The 22,724-nt window shown below is 59.6% G+C and carries 23 protein-coding genes; 14 read left to right on the top strand and 9 right to left on the bottom strand.

The annotated features are described in order from the left end of the window. Positions 1-3: 3 nt before the first annotated feature. Positions 4-705, top strand: coding sequence for an ABC transporter ATP-binding protein (locus ABS758_RS09525; protein ID WP_350382573.1), 702 nt, complete (start codon positions 4-6; stop codon positions 703-705). A 51-nt stretch (positions 706-756) separates the two neighbouring features. Further along, the gene (locus ABS758_RS09520) at positions 757-1,038 is read left to right on the top strand and encodes a peptidylprolyl isomerase (protein ID WP_350382531.1); all 282 of its coding nucleotides are present in this window, start codon (positions 757-759) and stop codon (positions 1,036-1,038) included. Between the two features lie 70 nt (positions 1,039-1,108). On the opposite strand, the gene putA is transcribed toward ABS758_RS09520, so the two are convergent. The 6 genes from putA to clpS form a co-directional block, all read right to left on the bottom strand. Beyond that, positions 1,109-4,891: a trifunctional transcriptional regulator/proline dehydrogenase/L-glutamate gamma-semialdehyde dehydrogenase gene (gene putA / locus ABS758_RS09515; protein WP_350382533.1), complete on the bottom strand. Its 3,783-nt coding sequence runs from the start codon at positions 4,889-4,891 to the stop codon at positions 1,109-1,111. Between the two features lie 112 nt (positions 4,892-5,003). Beyond that, positions 5,004-5,660: a PqiC family protein gene (locus tag ABS758_RS09510; protein ID WP_350382535.1), complete on the bottom strand. Its 657-nt coding sequence runs from the start codon at positions 5,658-5,660 to the stop codon at positions 5,004-5,006. Between the two features lie 41 nt (positions 5,661-5,701). Next, positions 5,702-7,369, bottom strand: coding sequence for a PqiB family protein (locus ABS758_RS09505; protein WP_350382536.1), 1,668 nt, complete (start codon positions 7,367-7,369; stop codon positions 5,702-5,704). Then, a complete protein-coding gene (locus ABS758_RS09500) occupies positions 7,359-8,609 on the bottom strand; it encodes a paraquat-inducible protein A (RefSeq protein WP_350382538.1) in 1,251 nt (416 codons plus the stop codon). The genes ABS758_RS09505 and ABS758_RS09500 overlap by 11 nt, the downstream gene beginning before the upstream one ends. Next, positions 8,609-10,927, bottom strand: a complete 2,319-nt coding sequence (gene clpA, locus ABS758_RS09495; RefSeq protein ID WP_350382540.1) for an ATP-dependent Clp protease ATP-binding subunit ClpA — start codon at positions 10,925-10,927, stop codon at positions 8,609-8,611. The genes ABS758_RS09500 and clpA overlap by 1 nt, the downstream gene beginning before the upstream one ends. Positions 10,928-11,033: 106 nt before the next feature. Continuing rightward, positions 11,034-11,357 carry an ATP-dependent Clp protease adapter ClpS gene (gene clpS / locus ABS758_RS09490; RefSeq protein ID WP_350382541.1) on the bottom strand — a complete coding sequence of 108 codons (324 nt, stop codon included), beginning with the start codon at positions 11,355-11,357 and terminating at the stop codon, positions 11,034-11,036. A 133-nt stretch (positions 11,358-11,490) separates the two neighbouring features. On the opposite strand from clpS, the gene ABS758_RS09485 reads away from it, so the two are divergent. Next, positions 11,491-11,730, top strand: a complete 240-nt coding sequence (locus ABS758_RS09485) for a cold-shock protein (RefSeq protein WP_350382543.1) — start codon at positions 11,491-11,493, stop codon at positions 11,728-11,730. Positions 11,731-11,804: 74 nt separating this feature from the next. Next, positions 11,805-12,299 (top strand): DUF192 domain-containing protein, encoded by a 495-nt coding sequence (locus ABS758_RS09480; protein ID WP_350382544.1) that lies wholly within the window; start codon positions 11,805-11,807, stop codon positions 12,297-12,299. A 24-nt stretch (positions 12,300-12,323) separates the two neighbouring features. Here ABS758_RS09480 and sodB read toward each other — a convergent pair whose 3' ends face one another. Together sodB and xseA are read right to left on the bottom strand one after the other, a co-directional pair. Further along, a complete protein-coding gene (gene sodB / locus ABS758_RS09475) occupies positions 12,324-12,902 on the bottom strand; it encodes a superoxide dismutase [Fe] (RefSeq protein ID WP_350382545.1) in 579 nt (192 codons plus the stop codon). 48 nt (positions 12,903-12,950) lie between these two features. After that, positions 12,951-14,255: an exodeoxyribonuclease VII large subunit gene (xseA, locus tag ABS758_RS09470; protein ID WP_350382546.1), complete on the bottom strand. Its 1,305-nt coding sequence runs from the start codon at positions 14,253-14,255 to the stop codon at positions 12,951-12,953. Between the two features lie 381 nt (positions 14,256-14,636). On the opposite strand from xseA, the gene ABS758_RS09465 reads away from it, so the two are divergent. From ABS758_RS09465 to rpsT, 9 genes are all read left to right on the top strand, one after another. Beyond that, positions 14,637-15,242, top strand: a complete 606-nt coding sequence (locus tag ABS758_RS09465) for a MotA/TolQ/ExbB proton channel family protein (protein ID WP_350382547.1) — start codon at positions 14,637-14,639, stop codon at positions 15,240-15,242. After that, positions 15,239-15,655, top strand: coding sequence for an ExbD/TolR family protein (locus ABS758_RS09460; protein WP_350382549.1), 417 nt, complete (start codon positions 15,239-15,241; stop codon positions 15,653-15,655). Before ABS758_RS09465 ends, ABS758_RS09460 begins: the two co-directional genes overlap by 4 nt. Then, positions 15,652-16,716 carry a tetraacyldisaccharide 4'-kinase gene (lpxK, locus tag ABS758_RS09455; RefSeq protein ID WP_350382550.1) on the top strand — a complete coding sequence of 355 codons (1,065 nt, stop codon included), beginning with the start codon at positions 15,652-15,654 and terminating at the stop codon, positions 16,714-16,716. Before ABS758_RS09460 ends, lpxK begins: the two co-directional genes overlap by 4 nt. A gap of 38 nt (positions 16,717-16,754) precedes the next feature. Further along, positions 16,755-16,937, top strand: coding sequence for a Trm112 family protein (locus tag ABS758_RS09450; protein WP_350382552.1), 183 nt, complete (start codon positions 16,755-16,757; stop codon positions 16,935-16,937). Beyond that, positions 16,934-17,707 (top strand): 3-deoxy-manno-octulosonate cytidylyltransferase, encoded by a 774-nt coding sequence (gene kdsB, locus ABS758_RS09445; RefSeq protein WP_350382553.1) that lies wholly within the window; start codon positions 16,934-16,936, stop codon positions 17,705-17,707. Before ABS758_RS09450 ends, kdsB begins: the two co-directional genes overlap by 4 nt. Before the next feature lie 73 nt (positions 17,708-17,780). After that, entirely contained in the window at positions 17,781-18,449 is a 669-nt protein-coding gene (gene adk, locus ABS758_RS09440; protein ID WP_350382555.1) for an adenylate kinase, read from the top strand. A 10-nt stretch (positions 18,450-18,459) separates the two neighbouring features. After that, positions 18,460-19,218, top strand: coding sequence for a 3-hydroxyacyl-CoA dehydrogenase (locus ABS758_RS09435; RefSeq protein ID WP_350382557.1), 759 nt, complete (start codon positions 18,460-18,462; stop codon positions 19,216-19,218). Positions 19,219-19,225: 7 nt separating this feature from the next. Next, positions 19,226-20,782, top strand: a complete 1,557-nt coding sequence (gene murJ, locus ABS758_RS09430) for a murein biosynthesis integral membrane protein MurJ (RefSeq protein WP_350382559.1) — start codon at positions 19,226-19,228, stop codon at positions 20,780-20,782. A gap of 69 nt (positions 20,783-20,851) precedes the next feature. Continuing rightward, positions 20,852-21,115 (top strand): 30S ribosomal protein S20, encoded by a 264-nt coding sequence (gene rpsT, locus ABS758_RS09425; protein ID WP_350382560.1) that lies wholly within the window; start codon positions 20,852-20,854, stop codon positions 21,113-21,115. Positions 21,116-21,181: 66 nt separating this feature from the next. Here rpsT and argF read toward each other — a convergent pair whose 3' ends face one another. Next, entirely contained in the window at positions 21,182-22,117 is a 936-nt protein-coding gene (argF, locus tag ABS758_RS09420; protein WP_350382561.1) for an ornithine carbamoyltransferase, read from the bottom strand. Positions 22,118-22,248: 131 nt separating this feature from the next. On the opposite strand from argF, the gene ABS758_RS09415 reads away from it, so the two are divergent. Further along, positions 22,249-22,563 (top strand): DUF3579 domain-containing protein, encoded by a 315-nt coding sequence (locus ABS758_RS09415; RefSeq protein ID WP_350382563.1) that lies wholly within the window; start codon positions 22,249-22,251, stop codon positions 22,561-22,563. Positions 22,564-22,724: the final 161 nt, after the last annotated feature.

The following is a 22,724-nucleotide window of genomic DNA, read 5'->3' as shown; positions in this document are numbered from 1 at the left end:
CCATTGCTGAAGATCGAAGATTTACGCGTCAACTACGGCCAGATCCAGGCACTCAAGGGTATTTCCCTGCAAGTGCAAGAACGCGAAGTCGTCGCAATCCTGGGAGCCAACGGCGCCGGCAAAACCACCCTGATGCGTACACTCAGTGGCCTGATCGCGCCAAAGGCCGGCAAAATTACCTTTGCTGACCACGACACTACACACATGGGGGCCGATCGTATCGTGCGCCTGGGCATTGGGCAGTCACCCGAAGGCCGGCGTGTGTTTGGCACGCTGTCCGTAGCCGAGAATCTGCGCATGGGCGGCTTTACCCGCCCGCCCGCAGAAATCACTGAAAGCTGCGAACACGTCTACAAGATTTTCCCCCGGCTCTACGAGCGCCGGGCACAATTGGCCGGCACATTGTCGGGTGGCGAGCAACAAATGCTGGCCATTGGCCGCGCACTGGTAATCAAACCACGCCTGCTGTTGCTCGACGAGCCCAGCCTCGGCCTGGCGCCAATCATTGTGCGTAATATTTTCCAAGTACTGCGCGAGGTTCGGGAAACCGGCGTCACCATTCTGATCGTCGAGCAAAACGCCCGGATGGCCCTTAAACTGGCCGATCGTGGCTACGTCCTCGAGGTAGGCAAGCTGTCCCACGAAGGCCCGGCGCGTGAACTCCTGGCTTCGCCGGAAATTCAGGCGGCTTACCTGGGACACTGACGTAAGGATTGCGTTATCCTTTAGCGTTTTTACCCCTCACAGGAGCCATCAATGACTCAAGCCACAGCCCGCCATATTTTGGTGGATTCCGAAGCACTTTGCCTGAAACTGAAAGACGAAATCGCCGCTGGTGCCGACTTTGCCGCAGTGGCCAAAGAACACTCCAGCTGCCCCTCCAGCCGTGATGGCGGCAACCTGGGTACGTTTGGCCGCGGCCAGATGGTGCCTGAGTTCGATACGGTGGTGTTCAGCGCCCCCGTGGGCGAAGTCCAGGGCCCGGTGCGCACACAATTTGGCTACCACTTGCTGGAAGTCACCAGCCGGCAAGATTAAGCGCACGCTACGTCGCTGACATAAATCAAAGGGCCCGCTGGGCCCTTTGATTTTTACAGGTGTACTGACATCACCCTACCATCATGAGAGTAGCGTTCCCGCCGGCGGCAGCTGTGTTGATGCACAAGGAGACCTCGCGCACCAGCATTTCCAGAGGGTAGCCCTGACTGGCAGACAGCTCCGGCGTCCGACGGGCCAGCACAGGCACAATCGGGCCCGGGCGGGCTGCCACGACACGGGATAAGGCCAGAAGATCGTCGCCGTCACCTTCAAACAGCACCACCTGATACTCAGCGGCCTCCAGAGCACCAGTATCCACCCAGCGCACATCCGTCAGGCCTGCCTGTTGATGAATCGCCCGGATTTCTGGCGTATCCACCCACAACATGGCGTTGCCGGTTTGCTGGCAGGCCTGCAATTGCGCCTGCACACCCGCTTTGCTGACAGCCCGGCACAATACTGTGCCTCTGGGCTTGAGGCGGTAGCGGTTGGTTTCTCCGGTTGGGCCGGGAAGCTCAAGCGGCTGTGCATCCTGCCCAGGGGTTCCCGACACGGGAAGTTCGCTGGGTGCAACTGACAACAAACGATGCAGGTACAAAGGGCCGCCGGCCTTGGGGCCAGTGCCCGACAAGCCTTCGCCGCCAAAGGGTTGCACCCCTACGGTTGCACCGACGATGTTTCGATTGACATAGATGTTGCCTACCTGAATGCGCTCGGTGACATGCTGCACGGTTTCATCCAGGCGGGTGTGTACGCCAAAGGTGAGGCCATAGCCACGTGCATTGATGGCATCGATGACGGCATCCAGATCTTCACGCCGGTAACGAAGCACATGCAGCACGGGCCCAAATACCTCTCGCTCAAGCTCGGCGATGTCTGAAATTTCGATCAGGGCAGGCGCCACAAAGGTACCAAACTGGGTTTGGCCGGTATCGCCCACCTGACGGTCGACAGCATGACCCGCCGACTGCATGGTCTGGATATGGCGCTCGATCATATCCTTGGCCTCGGCGTCAATCACCGGGCCGATATCCGTAGACAGCAGCTCGGGACGGCCCACGCGAAGCTCTTGCATGGCGCCTCGCAACATATTCAGGGTACGGTCGGCGCAGTCTTCCTGAATGCACAAAATACGCAAGGCCGAGCAGCGCTGTCCGGCTGAATCAAAGGCAGAATTAAGCACGTCGTAGACCACCTGCTCGGTGAGCGCGGAGGAGTCGACAATCAGGGCATTCTGGCCACCGGTTTCTGCAATCAGGGGCACGGGGCGCCCTATGCCATCCAGGCGTTGCGACAAGGTACCGGCAATCAGCTTGGCCACCTCGGTGGATCCGGTAAACATCACACCACGCACCACCGGACTGGCCACCAGAGTGGCACCCACAGTTTCGCCACGCCCAGGCAACAGCTGTACCGCATCAGCCGGCACACCGGCACGATGCAGTACCGACACCCCATAGGCCGCGATCAGACTGGTTTGCTCGGCGGGTTTGGCCAACACCACATTGCCAGCAGCCAGCGCGGCACTGACCTGGCCAGTGAAAATGGCCAAGGGGAAGTTCCAGGGGCTGATGCATAGCACCGGCCCCAGGGGCCGATGGCTGTCGTTGGAGAATTCGGTTTCAATGCGAGTGGCGTAATAACGTAGAAAATCCACAGCTTCGCGTACCTCGGCCACGGCATTGGGAAACGACTTGCCCGCTTCCCGGACAATCAGGCCGATGGACACTTGCATCTCGTCCTCGAGCAGCTGTGCAGCATGACGCAGGCACTGGGCACGCTCGTCTGCCGGCGTGGCCTGCCAGATGGGCGCCGCGTATTCGGCACGTTTCAGAGCCGCCTGCACGTCTGCATCGGAGGCCTCGATGACTTGGCCCACGACATCCCGATGATCGGCCGGATTCAGTACATCCTGAGCACGTGTCAGGTCATCTGCCGAAGGTGGTGCGGCCAGCCAGAGCCGATCTGCACTACCCAGCAGAGCGGCTGCCAATGAACTTAGGCGGTGCTCGTTGCTGAGATCCAGACCAGCGGAGTTGGCACGGTTCTCGTGGGCCTGATAGAGGTCTCGTGGCAAGGGGATACGCTCGTGCGGCGCCCCCAGGGGTTGTACGGCCCGCGCCTTGTGCACCGGGTCTTCGATCAGGCGCTCGATGGGAAAGCTTTTATCACCGATCTGATTGACAAACGAAGTGTTGGCACCGTTTTCAAGCAGACGCCGCACCAGATAGGCCAACAGGGTTTCATGTGTGCCCACCGGGGCATACACCCGGCAAGGTCGATTGAGTTTTCCTTTGGAGACCGGCCCCACCACTTCTTCGTAGAGGGGCTCACCCATACCGTGCAAGCACTGGAACTCGTATTGGCCAGGATAATAATTTTCGCCGGCCAGATGATAGATAGATGCCAAGGTCTGGGCATTGTGGGTGGCAAACTGCGGAAACACGGCCTCGGGGGCCGACAGCAGCTTGCGCGCGCACGCCAGGTAAGACACATCGGTATGCATCTTGCGCGTGTACACGGGATAGCCTTCGAGGCCATCCACCTGGGCGCGCTTGATCTCCGAATCCCAATAGGCCCCCTTGACCAGCCGCACCATCAGGCGGTGCTTGCTGCGCCGGGCAAGGTCAATCACAAAGTCGATGACAAACGGTGCACGCTTTTGGTAGGCCTGGATAACAAAGCCAATGCCGTTCCAACCGCGCAGGCGGGCATCAAAGCACAGAGCCTCCAGCAAATCGAGCGACAGCTCGAGGCGGTCGGCTTCTTCCGCATCGATGTTCAGGCCAATGTCGTACTGGCGCGCCAGCACCGAGAGCTCGACCATGCGAGGCAGCAACTCGGTCATTACACGGTCGCGCTGCGCACGTGAGTAACGCGGATGCAGGGCAGACAGCTTGATTGAAATCCCCGGGCCTTCATAGATGCCCCGGCCTTGTGAGGCCTTGCCAATCGCATGGATGGCTTGCTCGTAGGAGCGGTAGTAGCTGGCAGCGTCTTCGGCCGTTGTGGCGGCTTCGCCCAGCATATCGTAGGAATAGCGAAAACCGATTTCCTCGAATTTTCGGCTATTGGCCAGCGCCGACGAGATGGTTTGCCCGGAGACAAACTGCTCACCCATCAGTCGCATCGCCATATTGACGCCACGCCGGATCAGGGGCTCACCCCCTCGGGCGATCAAGCGGGTAAGCGCCTGTGAAAGGCTTTGCTCGCTGTTGACACTGACCAGCTTGCCGGTAACCAGCAAGCCCCAGGTGGCTGCGTTGACAAACAGGGAGCGGGACTCGCCCACATGAGCCCGCCAGTGGCCTCGGCTGATTTTGTCCCGGACCAGCGCATCGCGAGTGGCCTGGTCGGGGATACGCAACAAGGCTTCGGCCAGGCACATCAGGGCTACGCCCTCTTGGCTGGACAGGGAAAACTCTTGTATCAGGCCCTCGACGCCGCCGCCCGTGCGCTTGTCACGGAGCGTTTGTACCAGCCCCTTGGCCAAGACCTGCACTTTGTCTGACTGCGCCGCACCGGCAAGATCCAGCAACATCGCCACGCACTCGGGCTCTGGACGCCGGTAGGCAGAGGTAATCGCCGCTCGCAACACAGATTGCGGCTGAATCTCCTGGGCAAACTCCTGAAACGGCGTTTGCAGCTCGGTTTCGGTGACAGGCCCCGGCTCGGCGGTGTCTGTGCGATGATCAATATCCGCCGGCAACTGGCCGCGCTCGATGGCTTCTACGTAAGTTAGCAAAGCTTGCTTGTGCAGCCAGTGCGGGGTACAACCCAGCTTTTCCGCCTGTACGCGAAGACGTTCTCGCAAGGTCTCATCGACCTTGACTCCCAGTGTCACTGTGGCCATGTTCAGGTTCTCGGGTTGATGAATGCCCCACTCACGCTGCAGGCGGGGCCGATAATCAGTGAGAATATAAGGTTAACCCGATTTCAACCATTATGGATAACCCGAAACCTAATTAGGTACAACCAATTTGGTTTACCTGCGTATCATCTGGTAAACCTGCCACAGGAGAGGCGGTTGGATCTGCCATCAGGGACACCAACGCGGCAAGGCTACGCTTCTGTGCGTTGACAAGATTGGCCACTCCAACCGGCGCCTTGGAATGCACGGCCGCCTGACACACTTGGGCAGATTTTCCTGTCATTCCCTGATCTGTCCAGACGGCGCTTAGATACGCCCCCTGCCCCCAGACTAGGTCGAATTGAGTGATGCGCACATCCATGGTGCGCACAAGCATGCCGGCGGCAGTCGGCAGGCGCTGCACATCGACCACACCCAGGCGGGTAGCAAGACCTGTCGCCAGAACCCGCTGGATCTGCTGATCAAGCGGAGCCGACCAGATCGACTGATTAAGCACATCCACCGCAGGCGCATGGGCGGGATCCCTGACCACAATCTGGCTACGATCGACATCAGCCGGGATGCTGCGTACTTGCAGCTGTAGCCCATACGCCTGCCCGGATCCTGCCTTGTGCTCCATCTGACTGGCAGCAAGGGCCGGTGCCGGGGCATCCTGGCCAGCCAGGCTGTAATAATGGCTGGGAGGCGTACTGGCACAAGCCGCCAGCAGCAGCGCCATCCCCCCCCCCGTTGCAAACATCCGTACCCTCATGGGCCCTCCGGTATCAATGGCGCAGTAAAAACACTGGGCCGCTACTGCAGGCGATCGGGCGGGGCACCCTTCAACAACGCCTCTGGACGAGCCTGCAAGGTATCCGCCAGCAACTGCAAGCCGCGAGCCGCCCCATCCAGTGCCTGCAAGGTATCCTGAACATTGCCCAGCAAAGGCGCACCCGGCCCCAGTACAGTGCTAACGCGATCCAGCGAACGGCGGGCCGATTGCAGTGTCTGGCTGGCCTCAGGAGCCACCTGGGTATCCAGACGTTTCAGCAGGGTGCGCAGGTTGGCAAGACTGCCTTCGAGTTCGCTGCCGATGGATTCAATCGGCAGTTTGTCGAACTTATTGATAATGCTGCCAACCTGGCGCTGCAACTCGGCAAAGTCTCCCGGCACTGTGGGGATCAAATAACCGGACGTATGCTCGGTGTCGCCTGGAATCTCGACCTTGCTGTATTTGGGATCAGAGAAGAAATCCAGCGCTACATACTGTTGCCCGGTAAGCAGGCTGGCCGATCGCAACTGTGCCCGCAAGCCGTGCTTAACCAGTGGATCAATCAAGGCATCACCCTGGGCCCCATGCGCCGCCTGTACCAGCTCGCGATAGGCGCGGTCGAACCGATGCGGATACAGCACAGCCCGGACCCTGGAATAGAACCGTTTGCGCTTAGGATCCAGTTCGAGATCGATGTCCACCACTTTGCCAATCGCCAGCCCGTGGTAATCGACCTCGGCGCCCACCTTCAGTCCGCGAACAGAACCCATGAACCGTAATTCAACATCCAGGGGTTCTCCATCCGGATCAGCCAATGCGTCTTCCCGGGAATCAAACAGGGTAAACGTTGCCCCTTCGGTCGCTGGGGTTGTATCGATTTTTCCTTCATACGCGCTGGATTCATCGGCTTGGGCGAACGTCACTCCGCCGTTCAGGATGGCCGACAAGCCGCTGGTGCGCACTTGCACGCCATCAGGCGAAAGGGACATATCCACACCACTGTCATTCCAGAACCGCGTGTCTGGCGTGACGTAGCGATCGTAGGGTGCTTGGACAAAGATCTGCAGATTCACCTCGCGCCCATCCTTGGACATCGAATACCCGACCACCCGGCCGACTTCGATACGACGGTAATACACCCGTGAGCCCACGCTCAGGGAGTCGAGCGAATGGGCGTTTAACTGAAAACGGGTCCCCACCTGGCCACTCAGCACCTCGGGTGGATTGACCAGCCCCTTGAAGCTTGTCACAGAATCTCCCTCAGGCTCTGTGATGGGCGCATCCACACTGAGATATACGCCCGACAGCAGGGTATCAAGCCCCGAGACCCCGGCCAGACTGACACGCGGGCGCACAATCCAGAACTTAGCGTCCTTTTGAGTGATATAGGGCGCGCCATCACGCACCAACTGGACATCCACCAGCACGTGTTCACGATCGGAAGCCACCCGGACGGACTTTACCTCACCCACCACCACATCGCGATAACGCAGTTTGGTTTGCCCGGCCTCGATCCCTGCTGCTGTCGGAAAACTGATCGTGATCACCGGCCCCGTGCGTACCCATACAGATGCCAGCAGCGAGATACCTACCAACAATGCCAGCAATGGCACCAGCCACACCCACGACCAGTGCAACGCCCGTCCGGAGCGAATCACGGGGGTACTGTCCTGATCATCCGTCGTACCGGTTTCTTGCTCAGTGTTCATGGTGCTCCTTGGAAGCTCCCGTCAGACGCAGCATGTCCCAACCTAACCGGGGATCATAACGCATGGCCGCACACATGGTCAGAACCACCACCGCACCGAAATTAAGCGCCGCCGGCCCAATGCTGATTTGTGAAAGGCCGGGGAAATTGGCCATGGCTGCCATCAGCACCACCACAAACACATCCAGCATCGACCACTGTCCGACGAATTCGACCACGGTGTACAGCTTGGTGCGCTGCCGTTGAATCTCGGGGCCCAGCGGCTGGCTTCTGAGCAGCAAAAACGAAAGTGCCAGCAGTTTGGAGACCGGCACCAGCACGCTGGCCACAAACACGATAATGGCGAGATCCCAGGAGCCCAGGCGCCAGAGTTCGATGACACCGCCCAAAATGGTGTGATTGCTACTGCCCACCAAGGTTTGCACGCGCATTACTGGCAAGGTATTGGCCGGAATATAAAAAATCGCAGCCGCCAGTATCAGCGACCAGACCTCTGCCGGACTTCCACGGCGCAGGGGCAGCACCTTTGCATGGCAACGCAGGCAATGGCCATCCGCTGGCACAGCCTGCACACAACCGCAGGTTTCACAGGAAATCGATCGGCCAGAGGCCCCCGAGCGCGCAACCATCCCGGCATCTTCTGCCGCCTGCCAAAGGGCTTTGGCATTCCAGCGCCCCAGGCCAGACAGCAGGAAGCTGAGCGCTAAAAACCCTAGCAAACCCGGTTGAACCTGCAACTGGGCCATCCCCGCCACCTTGACGATAGCAACCAGAATGGCCAACACCAGCACAGAAGCCATCGACCACGGCACAAGGTGATCGAGGAAGCGCAAGGCACGCCCAAAATCCGGTGGCAAACGACGTCGTGTCACCGCCTGCATGATCCAGAGCGTCAGGGTGATTTGCAGCAGGGGTATCCAGAAGCCGGCCAGACCCGTCAGGACCGACACACCGTAATAACCGCGATCCCAGGCCAGATGCAGCGCACCCCAAAAGGTTAGGCTGACGTCCAGACCTTGTACGGTGAGGTGCGCAATGGGAAAGCCCTGGGCAATGGCAAAAACAATCAGGGTTGCCCACGCCAGCGCCTGCCAGGCGGGGAGATCAAGGTAGCCGCGCCGATACAGCACCGTGCCGCAGCACCGGCACAAGGCCTGCCCGCGGGCAGCCAGCGGCAGGCGCCGATATACCGTATCGCAATGTGGACAGGCAATCAGCGCCGGCACGTCTTCAGAAGGCATTAATCCACAAGCTCAGGCTCTGGGTGCGATGGTGATGGCACCGAACCGGAACTCGGCGGATCGTCGGGAAAATCCAGCACCACTTGCGACTGGCTATCGACGTCCACCAGCACCTTGCCGCCATGCACCAAGCGCCCAAAGAGCAGCTCGTCGGCCAAGGCACGACGGATCGTATCCTGGATGAGCCGCTGCATGGGACGCGCACCCATGGAGGGATCGAATCCCTCTTGGGCCAGGTGCTCGCGCAGGGCCTGGGTAAACACGACTTCGACGTGCTTCTCGTGGAGCTGGTCTTCGAGCTGCATGAGAAATTTGTCGACCACGCGCAAGATGATGTCTCGAGGCAGAGCCGAGAAACCAATGATGGCGTCCAGCCGATTGCGGAACTCGGGCGTGAACTGCCGCTTGATCTCGGACATTTCGTCGCCCGTGCGCGCTGGCGCTGCAAACCCGATGGTATTGCGGTTAAGGGTATCCGCCCCAGCGTTGGTGGTCATCACCAGAATAACGTTGCGGAAATCGCTCTTGCGCCCATTGTTATCGGTAAGCGTGCCGTGATCCATCACCTGCAGCAAAATATTGTAGACATCGGGGTGGGCTTTCTCGATTTCGTCGAGCAGCAGCACACAGTGAGGTTGCTTGGTAACTGCCTCGGTAAGCAAACCGCCTTGGTCGAAGCCCACATAGCCCGGAGGCGCACCGATCAGGCGCGACACCGTGTGACGCTCCATGTACTCGGACATATCGAAGCGCAGGAGCTCGATGCCCAGAATAAAGGCCAGCTGGCGGGCAACTTCGGTTTTGCCTACGCCGGTGGGGCCGGAAAACAGGAAGCAGCCGATGGGTTTGTCGGGCCGCCCCAAGCCGGATCGCGCCATCTTGATGGATGCAGCCAAAGCGGCAATGGCCTGGTCTTGGCCAAACACAACCGATTTGAGGTCGCGCTCGAGGGTGGCCAGCTTGTTGCGATCATCGTTGGACACATTTTGCGGCGGAATCCGGGCAATACGCGCCACGGTGGCCTGAATATCTCCACGTCCGATGACTTTCTTTTGCCGCGACTTGGGTAACAGCCGTTGGGCAGCTCCGGCTTCATCAATGACGTCGATGGCCTTGTCGGGCAGGAAACGATCACTGATGTGGCGGGCGGCGAGTTCGGCCGCAGCCGTGATGGCTGCCGCCGAGTAGCGCACCTGATGATGCGCCTCGAAGCGCGATTTTAGGCCTCGCAGGATGCGAATGGTTTGTTCAACGGAAGGCTCGGGGACGTCGATTTTTTGGAAACGGCGTGCCAGCGCGTGATCTTTTTCGAAGATGCCCCGGTACTCGGTGTATGTGGTGGCACCGATACATTTGAGCTGACCCGATGACAAGGCCGGCTTTAGCAGGTTGGACGCATCCAGCGTGCCACCCGAGGCCGAGCCCGCGCCAATCAGGGTGTGGATCTCATCGATGAAGAGCACCGCACGTGAATTATCCTTGAGCGCCTTGAGCACCAGCTTGAGGCGCTGTTCGAAATCACCCCGGTATTTGGTGCCTGCCAAAAGCGCGCCCATATCCAGCGCATACACCTGGGTTTCGTTGAGCACTTCGGGAACATCACCTTGAGTGATGCGCCAGGCCAGGCCCTCGGCGATGGCCGTTTTGCCCACGCCGGCCTCGCCCACCAGCAAGGGGTTGTTTTTACGCCGGCGGCACAGCACCTGGATGACACGTTCGACTTCGTCTTCGCGGCCAATCAGGGGATCAATGTGGCCTTTAAGGGCCTCGGCGTTGAGATCAGTGGCGTAGGTTTCGAGCGGGGATTTCTGCTGCTCGGTTTTGGGGTCTGCTGCGGGAGGCTCTGCACGCATCCCATCGGGGGATGCCGCATCGTCTTGCGCCTTGGTAATGCCATGAGACAGGAAATTGACGACATCCAGCCGTGACACCCCCTGCTGCACCAGAAAATACACTGCGTGGGAGTCTTTCTCGCCGTACATGGCCACCAACACATTGGCGCCGGTAACCGCCGTTTTATTGGAACCATTGGACGACACATGCATGATGGCGCGCTGAATCACGCGCTGAAAACCCAGGGTGGGCTGCGTGTCGACCTCGCCCTCGCCCGGAAAAACAGGGGTGTTCTCGATGATGAACTTACGCAGATCCTGGCGCAGGAGTTCGATATCGGCTGCGCAGGCGCGCAGCACCTCGGCGGCCGACGCGTTGTCCAGGAGGGACAGTAGCAGGTGTTCGACCGTGATGAATTCGTGCCGGGCCGCGCGGGCTTCGACAAATGCCATGTGCAGGCTGACTTCAAGTTCTTCGGAAATCACGCTTCCTCCATTGATTCGGAGCGGACCAAGCCATCCGTTAGGTCTATTCTATGACTAAAACCCGCTGCTGTTCTGGCTGGCGGTGTTGGGAGAGTCCCTAACATGCTTAAAACAAGGGTACTGGTTCCATCAGGCACTGCAAGGGATGCTGGTTATCGTGGGCCAGCCGCAACACGGTTTCAACCCGGGTGGCGGCGATATCCCGAGTGTATATCCCGCACACCGCCCGGCCCTGATGATGAACCTGCAGCATGATCTGTTCTGCCTGCTGCTCAGTTTTATGAAAAACATGGCGCAGCACAAACACCACGAACTCCATAGGCGTGTAATCGTCATTAAGCAACACCACCTGATACATCGGTGGGGGGGCCAGCCGGACAGGCAATGCCTGTCCGGCTGTTTCATGCTGATGTTGAGTTATGGTTGGCATGCAGACCAAAACCTAGTGGTTTCCATAGTTGACTGAAGGCAGTGGAATTCAGCATGATCGACGTGTCCCGCAGGTTGGCGCCATTGTTGTGCTTGGCTGGGGCCGCTTAAACCCACTCATAGAGGCAGTTTGCATGTCGGAATCCATCGAAAATACCGGAGAATCACAAAAATTAACCGGCACCGTGAAATGGTTTAATGATGCCAAAGGCTTTGGCTTCATTACCCCGGATAATGGGGGTGAAGACCTTTTCGCTCATTTTTCATCGATCCAGATGAACGGTTTCAAGACCCTTAAAGAAGGTCAGAAAGTCGCTTTCGAGATCGCGCAGGGCCCGAAAGGCAAACAAGCCCTGAATATTACCGCCGCCTGATCCTCCGGGATATTTCCCCGGCATTTTACCGCGATGCAGGGCCTTCATAAGGCCCTGCTTTTTGCATTGGCCCGATGTCTGCATATCCAAAGAACCACCGCCCACATGCCCGCAACGGGCTGACAGCTGCTGCGGTGCTGGCGATTGGCTGTCTGGCCTGCCGCCCGGCAGCTGCGCAAGATCCCCTGCCTGCTATTCCACTGCAGATCGGCTCGCACGCACTGACAGCCGAACTGGCGGATACGCCCGATCGCCTACGCGAAGGCTTGATGCACCGCACGAGGCTGGCCAAGGATGCCGGGATGCTGTTTATGCTGGGCGCTGCCAATTACTACTGCTTCTGGATGAAAAACACACTGATCCCGTTGTCCATCGCATTCATCGATGAGACAAGGACAATTGTGTCAATCCAGGAGATGCAGGCGGGGTCGCTGGATCTGCATTGCACCGAGAAACCTGCAACAGCAGCACTGGAAATGAACCAGGGCTGGTTTGAAAAAGCAGGGATACGCAAGGGCGACCGGGTGCAGGGCATCCCTGCAACACCGGTCTTGCAAGATCACAATTAGCCCTGGCGCTTAAGCAAAGGCCGATCAGCCCAGGTTCTTAGCTGCAAAATCCCAGTTGACGAGATCCCAGAAATGCTCGAGGTACGTGGGACGCGCATTGCGGTAGTCGATGTAATACGCGTGCTCCCAGACGTCACAGGTCAGCAGCGCCTTGTCGGCGGTATTGACAACAGTGGCTGCATTGCTGGTGTTCACGATATCCAGCGTGCCATCGGCCTTTTTCACCAGCCATGTCCAGCCCGAGCCGAAATTACCGGCGGCCGATTTGGAGAAGGCTTCTTTGAAGGCCTCTACGCTGCCCCATTTGGCTTCGAGGGCCTGGCGCAGCGCACCACTGGGCTGACCACCACCATTGGGTGAGAGGGAGTTCCAGTAGAAGGTGTGGTTCCAGACCTGAGCAGCGTTGTTAAACACACCACCGGTTGCCTTGCCAATGATTTCTTCGAGGCTGAGGGACGCAAGCTCGGTGCCCTCGACTGCCTTGTTGAGATTATTGACATAGCCCTGATGGTGCTTGCCGTAGTGGTATTCGAGTGTTTCTTTGGAGATATGAGGTGCCAGTGCATCCAGAGCATAGGGCAGCGGCGGAAGCGTAAAAGCCATGACTTTTCCTTCTAAAAACGTGACACGAACCAAAAGGGGGTCGTAAGCCTACAGCAGCGCATCTGTTCGAGTAACAGTGGCCTGGGCATGCCCTTGGCCAAACTCGATATCAATGCGTTCTTGAACTTTTAAGTCTAACGCATTTTTGATGATCTTCCCGTCCTCTCCGTGGACGATGGCATAGCCTCGCGTAAGTACCTCACGGGGATTGAGGGCATCCAGCGTCCCTTGCGCCAGGGCCAGCCGGCGGCTTTGTCGCTGCAGCAGCCGGTCGACGGCGTGCTGCGACTGCTGCGCCGCCCAGCGCAGACGCTGCGCACCCTGCTCCAGGCGCTGCTGCACCGGTGGCCGCAGCGTGGCGCAGGCTGCTTCAAGCCGCTGGCGATCCATGCGCAGCCTTTGTGCCGGCGACACCAGCTGCGCGGCAGCACGATCCAGACGCAAGGCACAATAATCCAGCCGCCGGCGCTGCGCCCGCGAGGCTTCGCGGATGGCCACTTGCCACTGCGACGTCAGCGCATCACGACTGTCACAACAGAGCTCAGCCGCGGCAGTTGGCGTGGGCGCACGAAGGTCCGCCACAAAATCTGCAATAGTGAAATCTGTCTCGTGGCCCACGCCACTGATGACCGGCATCGGGCTGGCCGCAATGCGCCGCGCAAGTGCTTCGTCGTTGAAACACCAGAGATCTTCAAGGCTGCCGCCCCCACGCACCACCAGCAGCACGTCCACTTCGGCGCGATCGTGTGCCTGATCCAGCGCCTGGCACAACTGCTGCGCAGCATCCCGCCCCTGCACGGGCGAAGGGTAGACAATCACACGGACATGTGGCGCACGCCGGGCCATCACCGACAGGACGTCCTGCAGGGCTGCCGCAGCCAGCGAGGTAACCACCCCGACAGTACGCGGCAGGCGTGGCCAGCTGCGACGGCGGGCGGGATCAATCAGGCCTTCCTGGGCGAGCTGGTCTTTAAGGCGTAAAAATGCCTCATGCAGCCCGCCCCGGCCCGCCCGGCGCATGGACTCCACCTGCACCTGATAGTCACCACGAGGCTCGTATAGAGACACCTGCACGCGAAACTCGTAGCGTCCGCCCACTTCGGGGACAAACCCGACGGCCTGAGCCCGTCCGCGAAACATGACAGCCCTCACAGCGGCGGATTCATCCTTGATGGAAAAATACCAATGGCCCGACGCGGCTCGTGTGAAATTGGAGATTTCTCCAGCCACCCAAAGGCGGGGAATGCCTGCCTCAAGCAGCCGGGCCACCTGATGGTTAAGCTGGGCAACGCTGAGTACAGTCTCGTCGTCTGGAAGGCCCATGTTATTGGGCACTGTGCCTGCAAAATGCATGAAAACCTATCCACAGAAATCTATTTCTTGTCAAACAGGCCTGTTTTTGGGCCTGACCAGAACCATCATGAGATAAATTATGAAGAAATTACCTTAAGTACTTGATTTGTATAGATCGATGATCTTTATGACCAGTGTGCAAAAATTAGCCAATCGACCTCTGGCTGGCTTGAATCATGCGCTTGCGCAATCTTATGCACAGAATTATCCACAGAATCTGTGGATACCCGCCAGAAAGCCTTATGGTCTGGGCATCTGGCTTTTTTTTAACAGCATTTCTGCGGCTTAGCACCCGTGTCTGACACCAACTACGCACACGCACGCGCCACCGAGGATAGAATAAAGAATTGCCGCGCCGCGGTATCCAACAAAGGACGACTCTTGCTGGACATTATCCATGCCGCCGGTTGGCCCATCTGGCTATTGGTGGCCACTTCGGTCATTACGCTGGCCATCATCATAGAACGATTTTTTGCCCTGCGCGCCAGCCAGGTAATGCCGTCCGGCTTACCCGAGCAAGTCCTCGAACTCATGCGCAGACAGCAGGATGAACCCGACGCAGTCTTGCGCCTGGCCCGCAACAGCCCCATGGGCCGGATTCTCGCCGAAGTAGCCGCCCATCGACAACAAGAAGACGTCTGGCGGCAGGCTGCCATCGAAGCCGTGGGACGGGACGTCTCCTGGCAGCTGAACCGTTACCTGGCAGGCCTGGCAACGCTGTCGGTTATTGCACCGCTATTGGGGCTGTTTGGCACCGTGGTTGGCATGATCGAGATTTTTGGTGCCTACGACCCCACCGGTGGCAACCCTGCCTTGCTGGCACACGGGATCTCCATTGCGCTGTACAACACCGGCTTTGGCATCCTGATCGCGATCCCCGCGCTGGCATTTCATCGCTATTTCCGTTCCCGGGTCGAGTACTTCCTGCACACCATGGAGCGCGAGGCAGGCACACTGGACCGCCTCATCCACCGTCGCGCCTCATGAATTTCCATCATCACCGCGCCGCCAACGACGATCCGGATATCAACCTGATCCCCCTGATCGACGTGCTGCTGGTCATTTTGATTTTTCTTGCGGCTTCAACCTCGTTTACCACCGTGCGCGAGTTACCTGTGGTGCTGCCCCAGGCGCAAGCGCAGGTACCTGAAGCCCTGGCAACGATGGATCTGGTCATCAGCCGCGACGGCCAGTATGCCCTGGATGGGCAGCGGCTGGATGCGCCGGATGACGCCGCCCTGGCTAACGCCCTGCAGCAGGCCGCACAGGCGCGCCCCCAGGCCATCCTGCGCATCAACGCCGACGGGCAAGCCACCCATGCAGCCGTCGTTCGGGCGCTTGAAGCCGCCCGCCTCGCCCATATCTCCCGTGTCTCCTTCCTAACCGAAGGCCAGCGATGAGCGCCGGGCTGCGCCGTCGGCTTGAAGACAGCCTGCAAACTATCTGGCACACCCGCGGCCTGCCCAGCACCCTGCTGTTGCCCTTGTCGTGCCTGTATGGCGTAATCGCCCGCCGCCGCCAAGCCAAACAAAAGCAGCAGGCCTGGCAGGCGCCCGTGCCGGTGATCGTTGTCGGCAATATTCTGGTGGGCGGCACAGGCAAAACGCCGGTCACTGAAGCGATCTGCCAATTTTTACGCAGCCATGGATGGCACCCGGGCATTATCAGCAGAGGTTATGGCGCACAGGTCACCACCCAGGCCCACCTGAGCGATCACCGCACAGACAGCAGCTACTTGGGCGACGAACCCGCTTTGCTGCACGCCATCACCAAAGCCCCGGTGGCAGTACATCCCCGGCGGGTGCTGGCCGCACAGGCGCTGCTCAAGGCCCATCCCGAGGTCGATGTACTGGTGGCCGACGACGGCTTGCAGCATCACTGGCTGGCGCGGCAAATTGAAATCATCGTGCAAGATACCCGCGGCACAGGCAACGGCCGCCTGCTTCCAGCCGGCCCCCTGCGCGAGCCTCCAGGCCGTCTGCAGCACGCCGACTGGCTGATTACACAAGGGACGGCCGACAACAGCCAGCACACCCAGGCACCCGGGCAAATTTCAGTGTATTTGCAGCCAGATATCATCGAGCATCTGGCCAGTGGCCAGCGGCAAGACTGGGCCCAGTGGTGCATGATTCATGGGCAGCAACTGTGCAGTGCTGCAGCCGGCATTGGCCGGCCCCAGCGCTTTTTTGACATGCTGCGCCACGCGGGCCTTGCACTTGCCCAAACACTGGCCAGCCCTGATCACCAGGCGCCCTCGGCCCAGGCCCTTCAAGGCCTGCCCGCCGGGCCGATACTGATCACTGCCAAGGATGCCGTCAAGTACACGCCGCCCCACGACCCCCGCCTTTGGGTGGTTCATCCCAAAGCGGTATTTTCCAACCCATCGTGGCTAGACGCGCTGGAGGCGCGGCTGCGCGAGCAAGCACACAGTTTGCCGCACAATGTCGCCAACAGGCATTAAACTGTTCTCTTTTATCATCTCCACCCGACGTTCGCCCCATGGAAAATCGTTTGCTGCAGATTCTTGTTTGTCCAGTCTGCAAAGGCACCTTGCGCCACGACCGCGAGCAACAAGAGCTCATTTGTCAGGCTGATCGCCTGGCCTTCCCCATCCGCGACGGGGTGCCTGTGATGTTGCCCGAAGAAGCCCGTCCTCTCGACCCAGCCCCGGCACAATCATGAGCTTCTTGGTAGTCGTCCCGGCACGGGCAGGTTCTACTCGCCTATTGGGCAAGCCCTTGCTTGATATTGCCGGCTTGCCCATGGTAGTACGCACCGCACAGCAGGCCGCCAGATCCAGCGCCAGCCGCGTGCTGATTGCCACCGATCACCTCGATATCCAGCGCGCAGCCCAGGCGCACGGGATCGAATGCCTCATGACGCGCACCGACCACGCCACAGGCACTGATCGCCTGTCCGAAGTCGTGCAGCAGCTGGAGCTGGCGGATGATGCCGTGGTGGTTAACGTACAGGGCGACGAGCCCCTGATCGATCCCACGCTCATCGATGCGGTAGCTGCCTTGCTGCAACAAAGCCCCGAGGCCGCCATCGCCACCTGCGCTGCCCCTATCCAGGACGCCGCCACCCTGTTTGATCCCAATGCAGTAAAAGTAGTGTGCGACAGCCGCTTTCGGGCCCTGTATTTCTCGCGTGCCCCTATCCCCTGGGCGCGCGATGCACTGGCCGACGGCAAGCAGCGGGTGGCCCCTGGCCTGCCCGCCTGGCACCACATCGGCCTGTACGCCTATCGTGCAAGCTTTCTGCAAGAGTTTCCGCAACTGCCCCCGGGCCAGCTCGAGCGCATCGAGTCTCTCGAGCAACTACGGGCACTCGAGCAGGGATACCCCATTTTTGTGCATCCTACCCAAGCGCTACCCGCGCGCGGCGTAGATACCGAAGAAGACCTCGCCCGCGTGCGAGCCTGGTTTGTCCAAAAAGACAACCAGCACTGAAGGACCCATCCTGCAACAAATGATGCGTTGCGGCATAATCGGAAAAATTTAAAAGATACTTACGGAGGAAATTATGCGCTTGATTCTGCTGGGCCCCCCCGGGGCGGGCAAAGGCACCCAGGCCGCGTTCATCACTGAAGCTTTTGGGATTCCACAAATCTCAACAGGCGACATGCTGCGAGCGGCCGTCAAGGCGCAGACCCCCTTAGGTCTGAAAGCTAAACAAATCATGGACGAAGGTGGTCTGGTGTCCGACGACATCATCATCGGCCTGGTGTACGACCGCGTGACACAGCCGGATTGCCGCGGTGGCTACCTATTTGACGGCTTCCCACGCACGATTCCGCAAGCAGACGCACTGAAAACTGCCAACATCCACCTGGATTACGTCATCGAAATCAGCGTCCCCGAAGAAAACATCATCGAGCGCATGAGCGGCCGACGAGTGCACGCGGCCAGCGGCCGCACCTATCACGTCAAGTTCAATCCGCCCACCCAAGAGGGGCTGGACGACGAAACCCAGGAACCCCTGATCCAACGGGATGACGACCGCGAAGAAACCGTCCGTCACCGGCTGGCGGTTTACCGCGAGCAAACCCGCCCCTTGGTGGATTACTACTCGCAATGGGCCAACACAGGCGATCCCATGGCGCCCCAATATGCCAAGATTTCCGGCGTAGGCTCGGTCGACGAAATCCGTCAGCGGATTCTGGACATCTTGCGCGCGCATACCGCTGCCTGAGGCCAAGTCAATGGATATTCATGATCAGGTCATCATCATTACGGGCGGAGCCTCCGGCCTGGGGGCTGGCACCGCACGGGCGCTGGTGGCTCAAGGCGCGCGGGTTGTACTGGCCGATGTCCAGGACGAAGCCGGCCAGGCCCTGGCCACCGAACTTCACCAAACCTACGTGCATTGCGACGTTACCCTCGAGGCCGACGGCCAGGCAGTGATTGACCAGGCCATGGCACAAGGAACATTGCGCGGCCTCATCAATTGTGCCGGCATCGCACCCGCTGCCCGCATTGTCGGCAAGAACGGCCCGCACGATCTGGCGCTGTTTCGCCGGGTCATCGACATCAATCTGGTGGGTTCGTTCAATATGGCGCGCCTGGCCGCTTCGGCTATGGGCGCCAACACGCCGCAAGCCACCGGCGAGCGCGGGATCATCATCAATACCGCTTCGGTTGCTGCCTACGACGGTCAGATCGGACAAAGTGCTTATGCGGCATCAAAAGCCGGCATTGTTGGCATGACGCTGGCCATTGCCCGGGATCTCTCCCGCGTGGGGATTCGATGCATGACCATCGCACCTGGCATTTTTGGCACACCCATGCTGTTTGGCATGCCCCAAGAAGTGCAAGACTCCCTGGCAGCCAGCGTGCCCTTCCCGTCCCGTTTGGGCAGGCCCGAAGACTACGCAAAACTGGTGCTCAGCATCCTCGATAACGACATGCTCAACGGCGAAACCATCCGGCTGGATGGGGCTATCCGCATGGCACCCAAGTAAGCAAGGCATGGGCTTGCTGCGCTCGGCCGCTACCATTAGCGGCCTTACTTTGTTTTCACGCATCACCGGCATGCTGCGCGATGTCCTCATCGCCACCATGTTTGGGGCTGGCCCCCTGACAGACGCATTTTGGGTCGCGTTTCGCATCCCCAATCTGTTGCGCCGCTTATTTGCCGAAGGCGCGTTCTCACAGGCTTTTGTGCCGATTCTGGGCGAGATACGCCAACGAGGCGACCACGACACATTGAGCCGCCTGCTTGATCGCGTTGCACTCTTGTTGTTTGTCACATTGTGCGGCGTCACCATCGCAGGGATCCTCGGTGCCAGCTGGGTGGTTACCGCCATGGCCAGCGGCATGCGCACCGCCAGCAGGGCCACCGAGTTTCATGAGGCTATCTGGATGACGCGGCTGATGTTTCCCTACATCATCTGCATGTCGTTGGTGGCGTTTGCCTCAGGCGTGCTCAATACCTTCAGCCGCTTTGCCATCCCCGCGTTTACACCCGTCCTGCTCAACCTCTCGATGATTGGCGCCAGTGTCCTGCTCAGTCACCAGATGGCCCAACCCATCCACGCCCTGGCGGTGGGCGTGCTGGTGGGGGGGTTCCTGCAGTTGGCAGTGCAATGGGTGGCGTTGGGGCGCCTTGGCCTGTTGCCCCGTTACGGTGATGGCATCAGGGCGGCCTGGCAAGACCCCACTGTACAACGCATCATGCGCCAGATGCTGCCCGCCACCCTTGGGGTATCAGTGGCCCAGCTGTCCTTGCTGATCAATACCAATATCGCCACCTGGCTGGCCCCCGGCAGCGTCACCTGGCTGTCCTTCGCCGACCGCCTGATGGAGTTTCCTACCGCCTTGCTGGGCGTTGCCCTGGGCACGGTGCTGCTGCCCAGTTTATCCGCCGCCCATGCCGACAACAACCAACACGCCTACAACGCCCTGCTGGATTGGGGCCTACGCCTGGTACTGCTGCTGGGGCTGCCCGCCGCCCTGGGCATGGCACTGCTATCTGATGGCCTGGTGGCCACGCTGTTTAACTATGGGGCTTTCTCGGCCACGGATGTGGCCCAAACCCGCTTGGCTGTTACTGCCTACGCCGCAGGCCTACTGGGCCTTCTGGCCATCAAAATACTGGCGCCCGGGTTTTACGCCAAGCAGGATATCCGCACGCCGGTTCGCATCGCCATCGCCGTGCTGGTATTTACTCAATTGATGAATCTCATCCTGGTGCCCTGGCTGGCGCACGCGGGCCTGGCCTTATCCATCGGCCTGGGTGCCAGCGCCAATGCGCTGACGCTGGTAGTACTGTTGCGCCGCCGCGGGTTGTACACCCCCCTGCCCGGCTGGACACCGTTTACAGCGCGAATCCTGCCAGCGCTGGCCGTTCTGACCGGGGTGCTGGTATGGGCCAACCACCAGATCGACTGGATCGCCCTGGGCGCCCATCCGGCCTTACGCGTTGCCTGGCTGGGCGGCGTTTTGGCCCTGGCGATTGGCACCTACTTCAGCACCTTGTTTTTATTCGGTTTTCGGCCAAGAGACTTTACACGCAGGCGGGCGTAGGATAAAATTACTGTCTTTGCTTTACTGTACAAGCACCCGTTTCCATTTTTGCAAACCAGATAACACCCTATGGCAAATTCTGCACAAGCCCGTAAACGCGCCCGCCAGGCCGTTGCCCATAACAAACACAACGCTAGCATGCGTTCGATGCTGCGCACCGCCATCAAGCGCGTCCGCCAAGCCATCGAAGCCGGCGACCAAGCCGCTGCCAACGAAGCCTTTCGCAAAACCAGCAGCGTCATCGACCGCGTTGCCGACAAGCAAATCATTCACAAAAACAAGGCTGCCCGGCATAAAAGCCGTCTGTCAGCTGCCATCAAGGCCCTGGCCTAATCCAGAAACGCAGCTTGTACTGTAAAAAAGGCGCCCCAGGCGCCTTTTTTTGTACCTGCACCCAACTTACTGGCGGCCGAGCAGCAGAAACTCCATCAGGGCTTTTTGCACGTGCAGGCGGTTTTCAGCCTCGTCCCACACCACGCTTTGGGGGCCGTCGATGACCTCGCCCGAGACTTCTTCGCCCCGGTGCGCCGGCAGGCAATGCATAAAGATGGCATCCGGCTTGGCGGCAGCCATCATCGGTGCATCCACACACCAGTCGGCAAACGCCAGGCGCCGGGCTTCGTTTTCGGTTTCGTAGCCCATGCTGGTCCAGACATCCGTGGTGACCAGATCTGCGCCCCGGCAGGCCTCGGTGGGGTCGTCAAACTCTTTGAGGATGCTCTCGGGCTGCTGACCTACTCGCAGCGGGTCAAGACGGTAGCCGGCGGGCCCTGACACGTGCAGGGTAAAGCCCAGGATCTCGGCTGCCTGCAACCAGGTGTAGGACATATTATTGGCGTCACCAATCCAGGCTACTGTTTTGCCAAGAATAGACCCGCGGTGCTCGACAAAGGTAAGGATGTCCGCGAGGATCTGGCAAGGATGGTATTCGTTGGTCAGGCCATTGATTACCGGCACCCGCGAGTGCGCAGCAAAGCGCTCGATGCGCGTTTGCTCGAAAGTGCGGATCATCACCAGATCAACCATGCGGGAAATCACCCGCGCGGTGTCCTCGATGGGCTCGGAACGCCCCAGTTGGGAGCCTTCGGTGGTGAGATAGATAACCGAGCCACCCAGTTGATACATCCCGGCCTCGAAGGACACCCGGGTGCGTGTGCTGGCTTTCTCGAACACCATCGCCAGGTTGCGGTCGTGCAGCGTGTGGTGCGGCTGGTAGCGCTTGAATTTGTCTTTAATGAGACGCGCGCGCTCGATGACGTAATGAATCTCGTCTTCGGAAAAATCACGCAACTGCAAAAAATGCCGCAAAGGCCCGGCCGGTAGTGCTGCTGACATGGGAAACCCTGTGCAAAGGGATCATATTACCGTGCGACAGCACGACGCGCAAAACGCTGATCGGATACAATGCGCGGCGTAGGGGATGTTGCGCACCTGGGAGCCAGGCGTGCCCCGTCTTTGGAATCCACATGAACAACCCTGTCCAGCACTTGATCATCCACGGCAAAACCTTGGATGGCCAACGCTTCCGTCCCAGCGATTGGGCCGAACGCCTGGCCGGCGTCCTGTCTCAGTTTCGCCCGGCCGGCTCAATCCGCAATCCGCTGTCGTACTCGCCCTACGCCATGCCGCGCCAGCTAGAAGGCACCCCCTGTGTTGTCATCGACCACCGGCTGCGCCAGCTAGAGCCCCTGGCCTGGAAATTTGCCTGTGATTTTGCCGAAAGCAACCATCTGCAAACCACAGATACGGCCGAGCCCATCGTCGGCTTGCCCGAGACCTGAGCCCGCAGCACCCTGCCACCTGCGCGCAGGCCCGCCTCTACCCCTGCTCGCACCGCCAGCGCTCAAAAATAAAGGCCAGCAATATGAACTGCACCCCAAAAGTTGGACACCGATCCAACCTTTGGGGTGTTTTTCATGACGAAGTACGATGAGCAATTCAA

The sequence above is a fragment of the Castellaniella sp. FW104-7C03 genome, assembly GCF_040276085.1.
In the GTDB taxonomy this organism is placed as follows: domain Bacteria; phylum Pseudomonadota; class Gammaproteobacteria; order Burkholderiales; family Burkholderiaceae_B; genus Castellaniella.
Note: the sequence above shows the minus strand (reverse complement) of the source record. Positions and strands in the feature narration are given on the sequence as shown.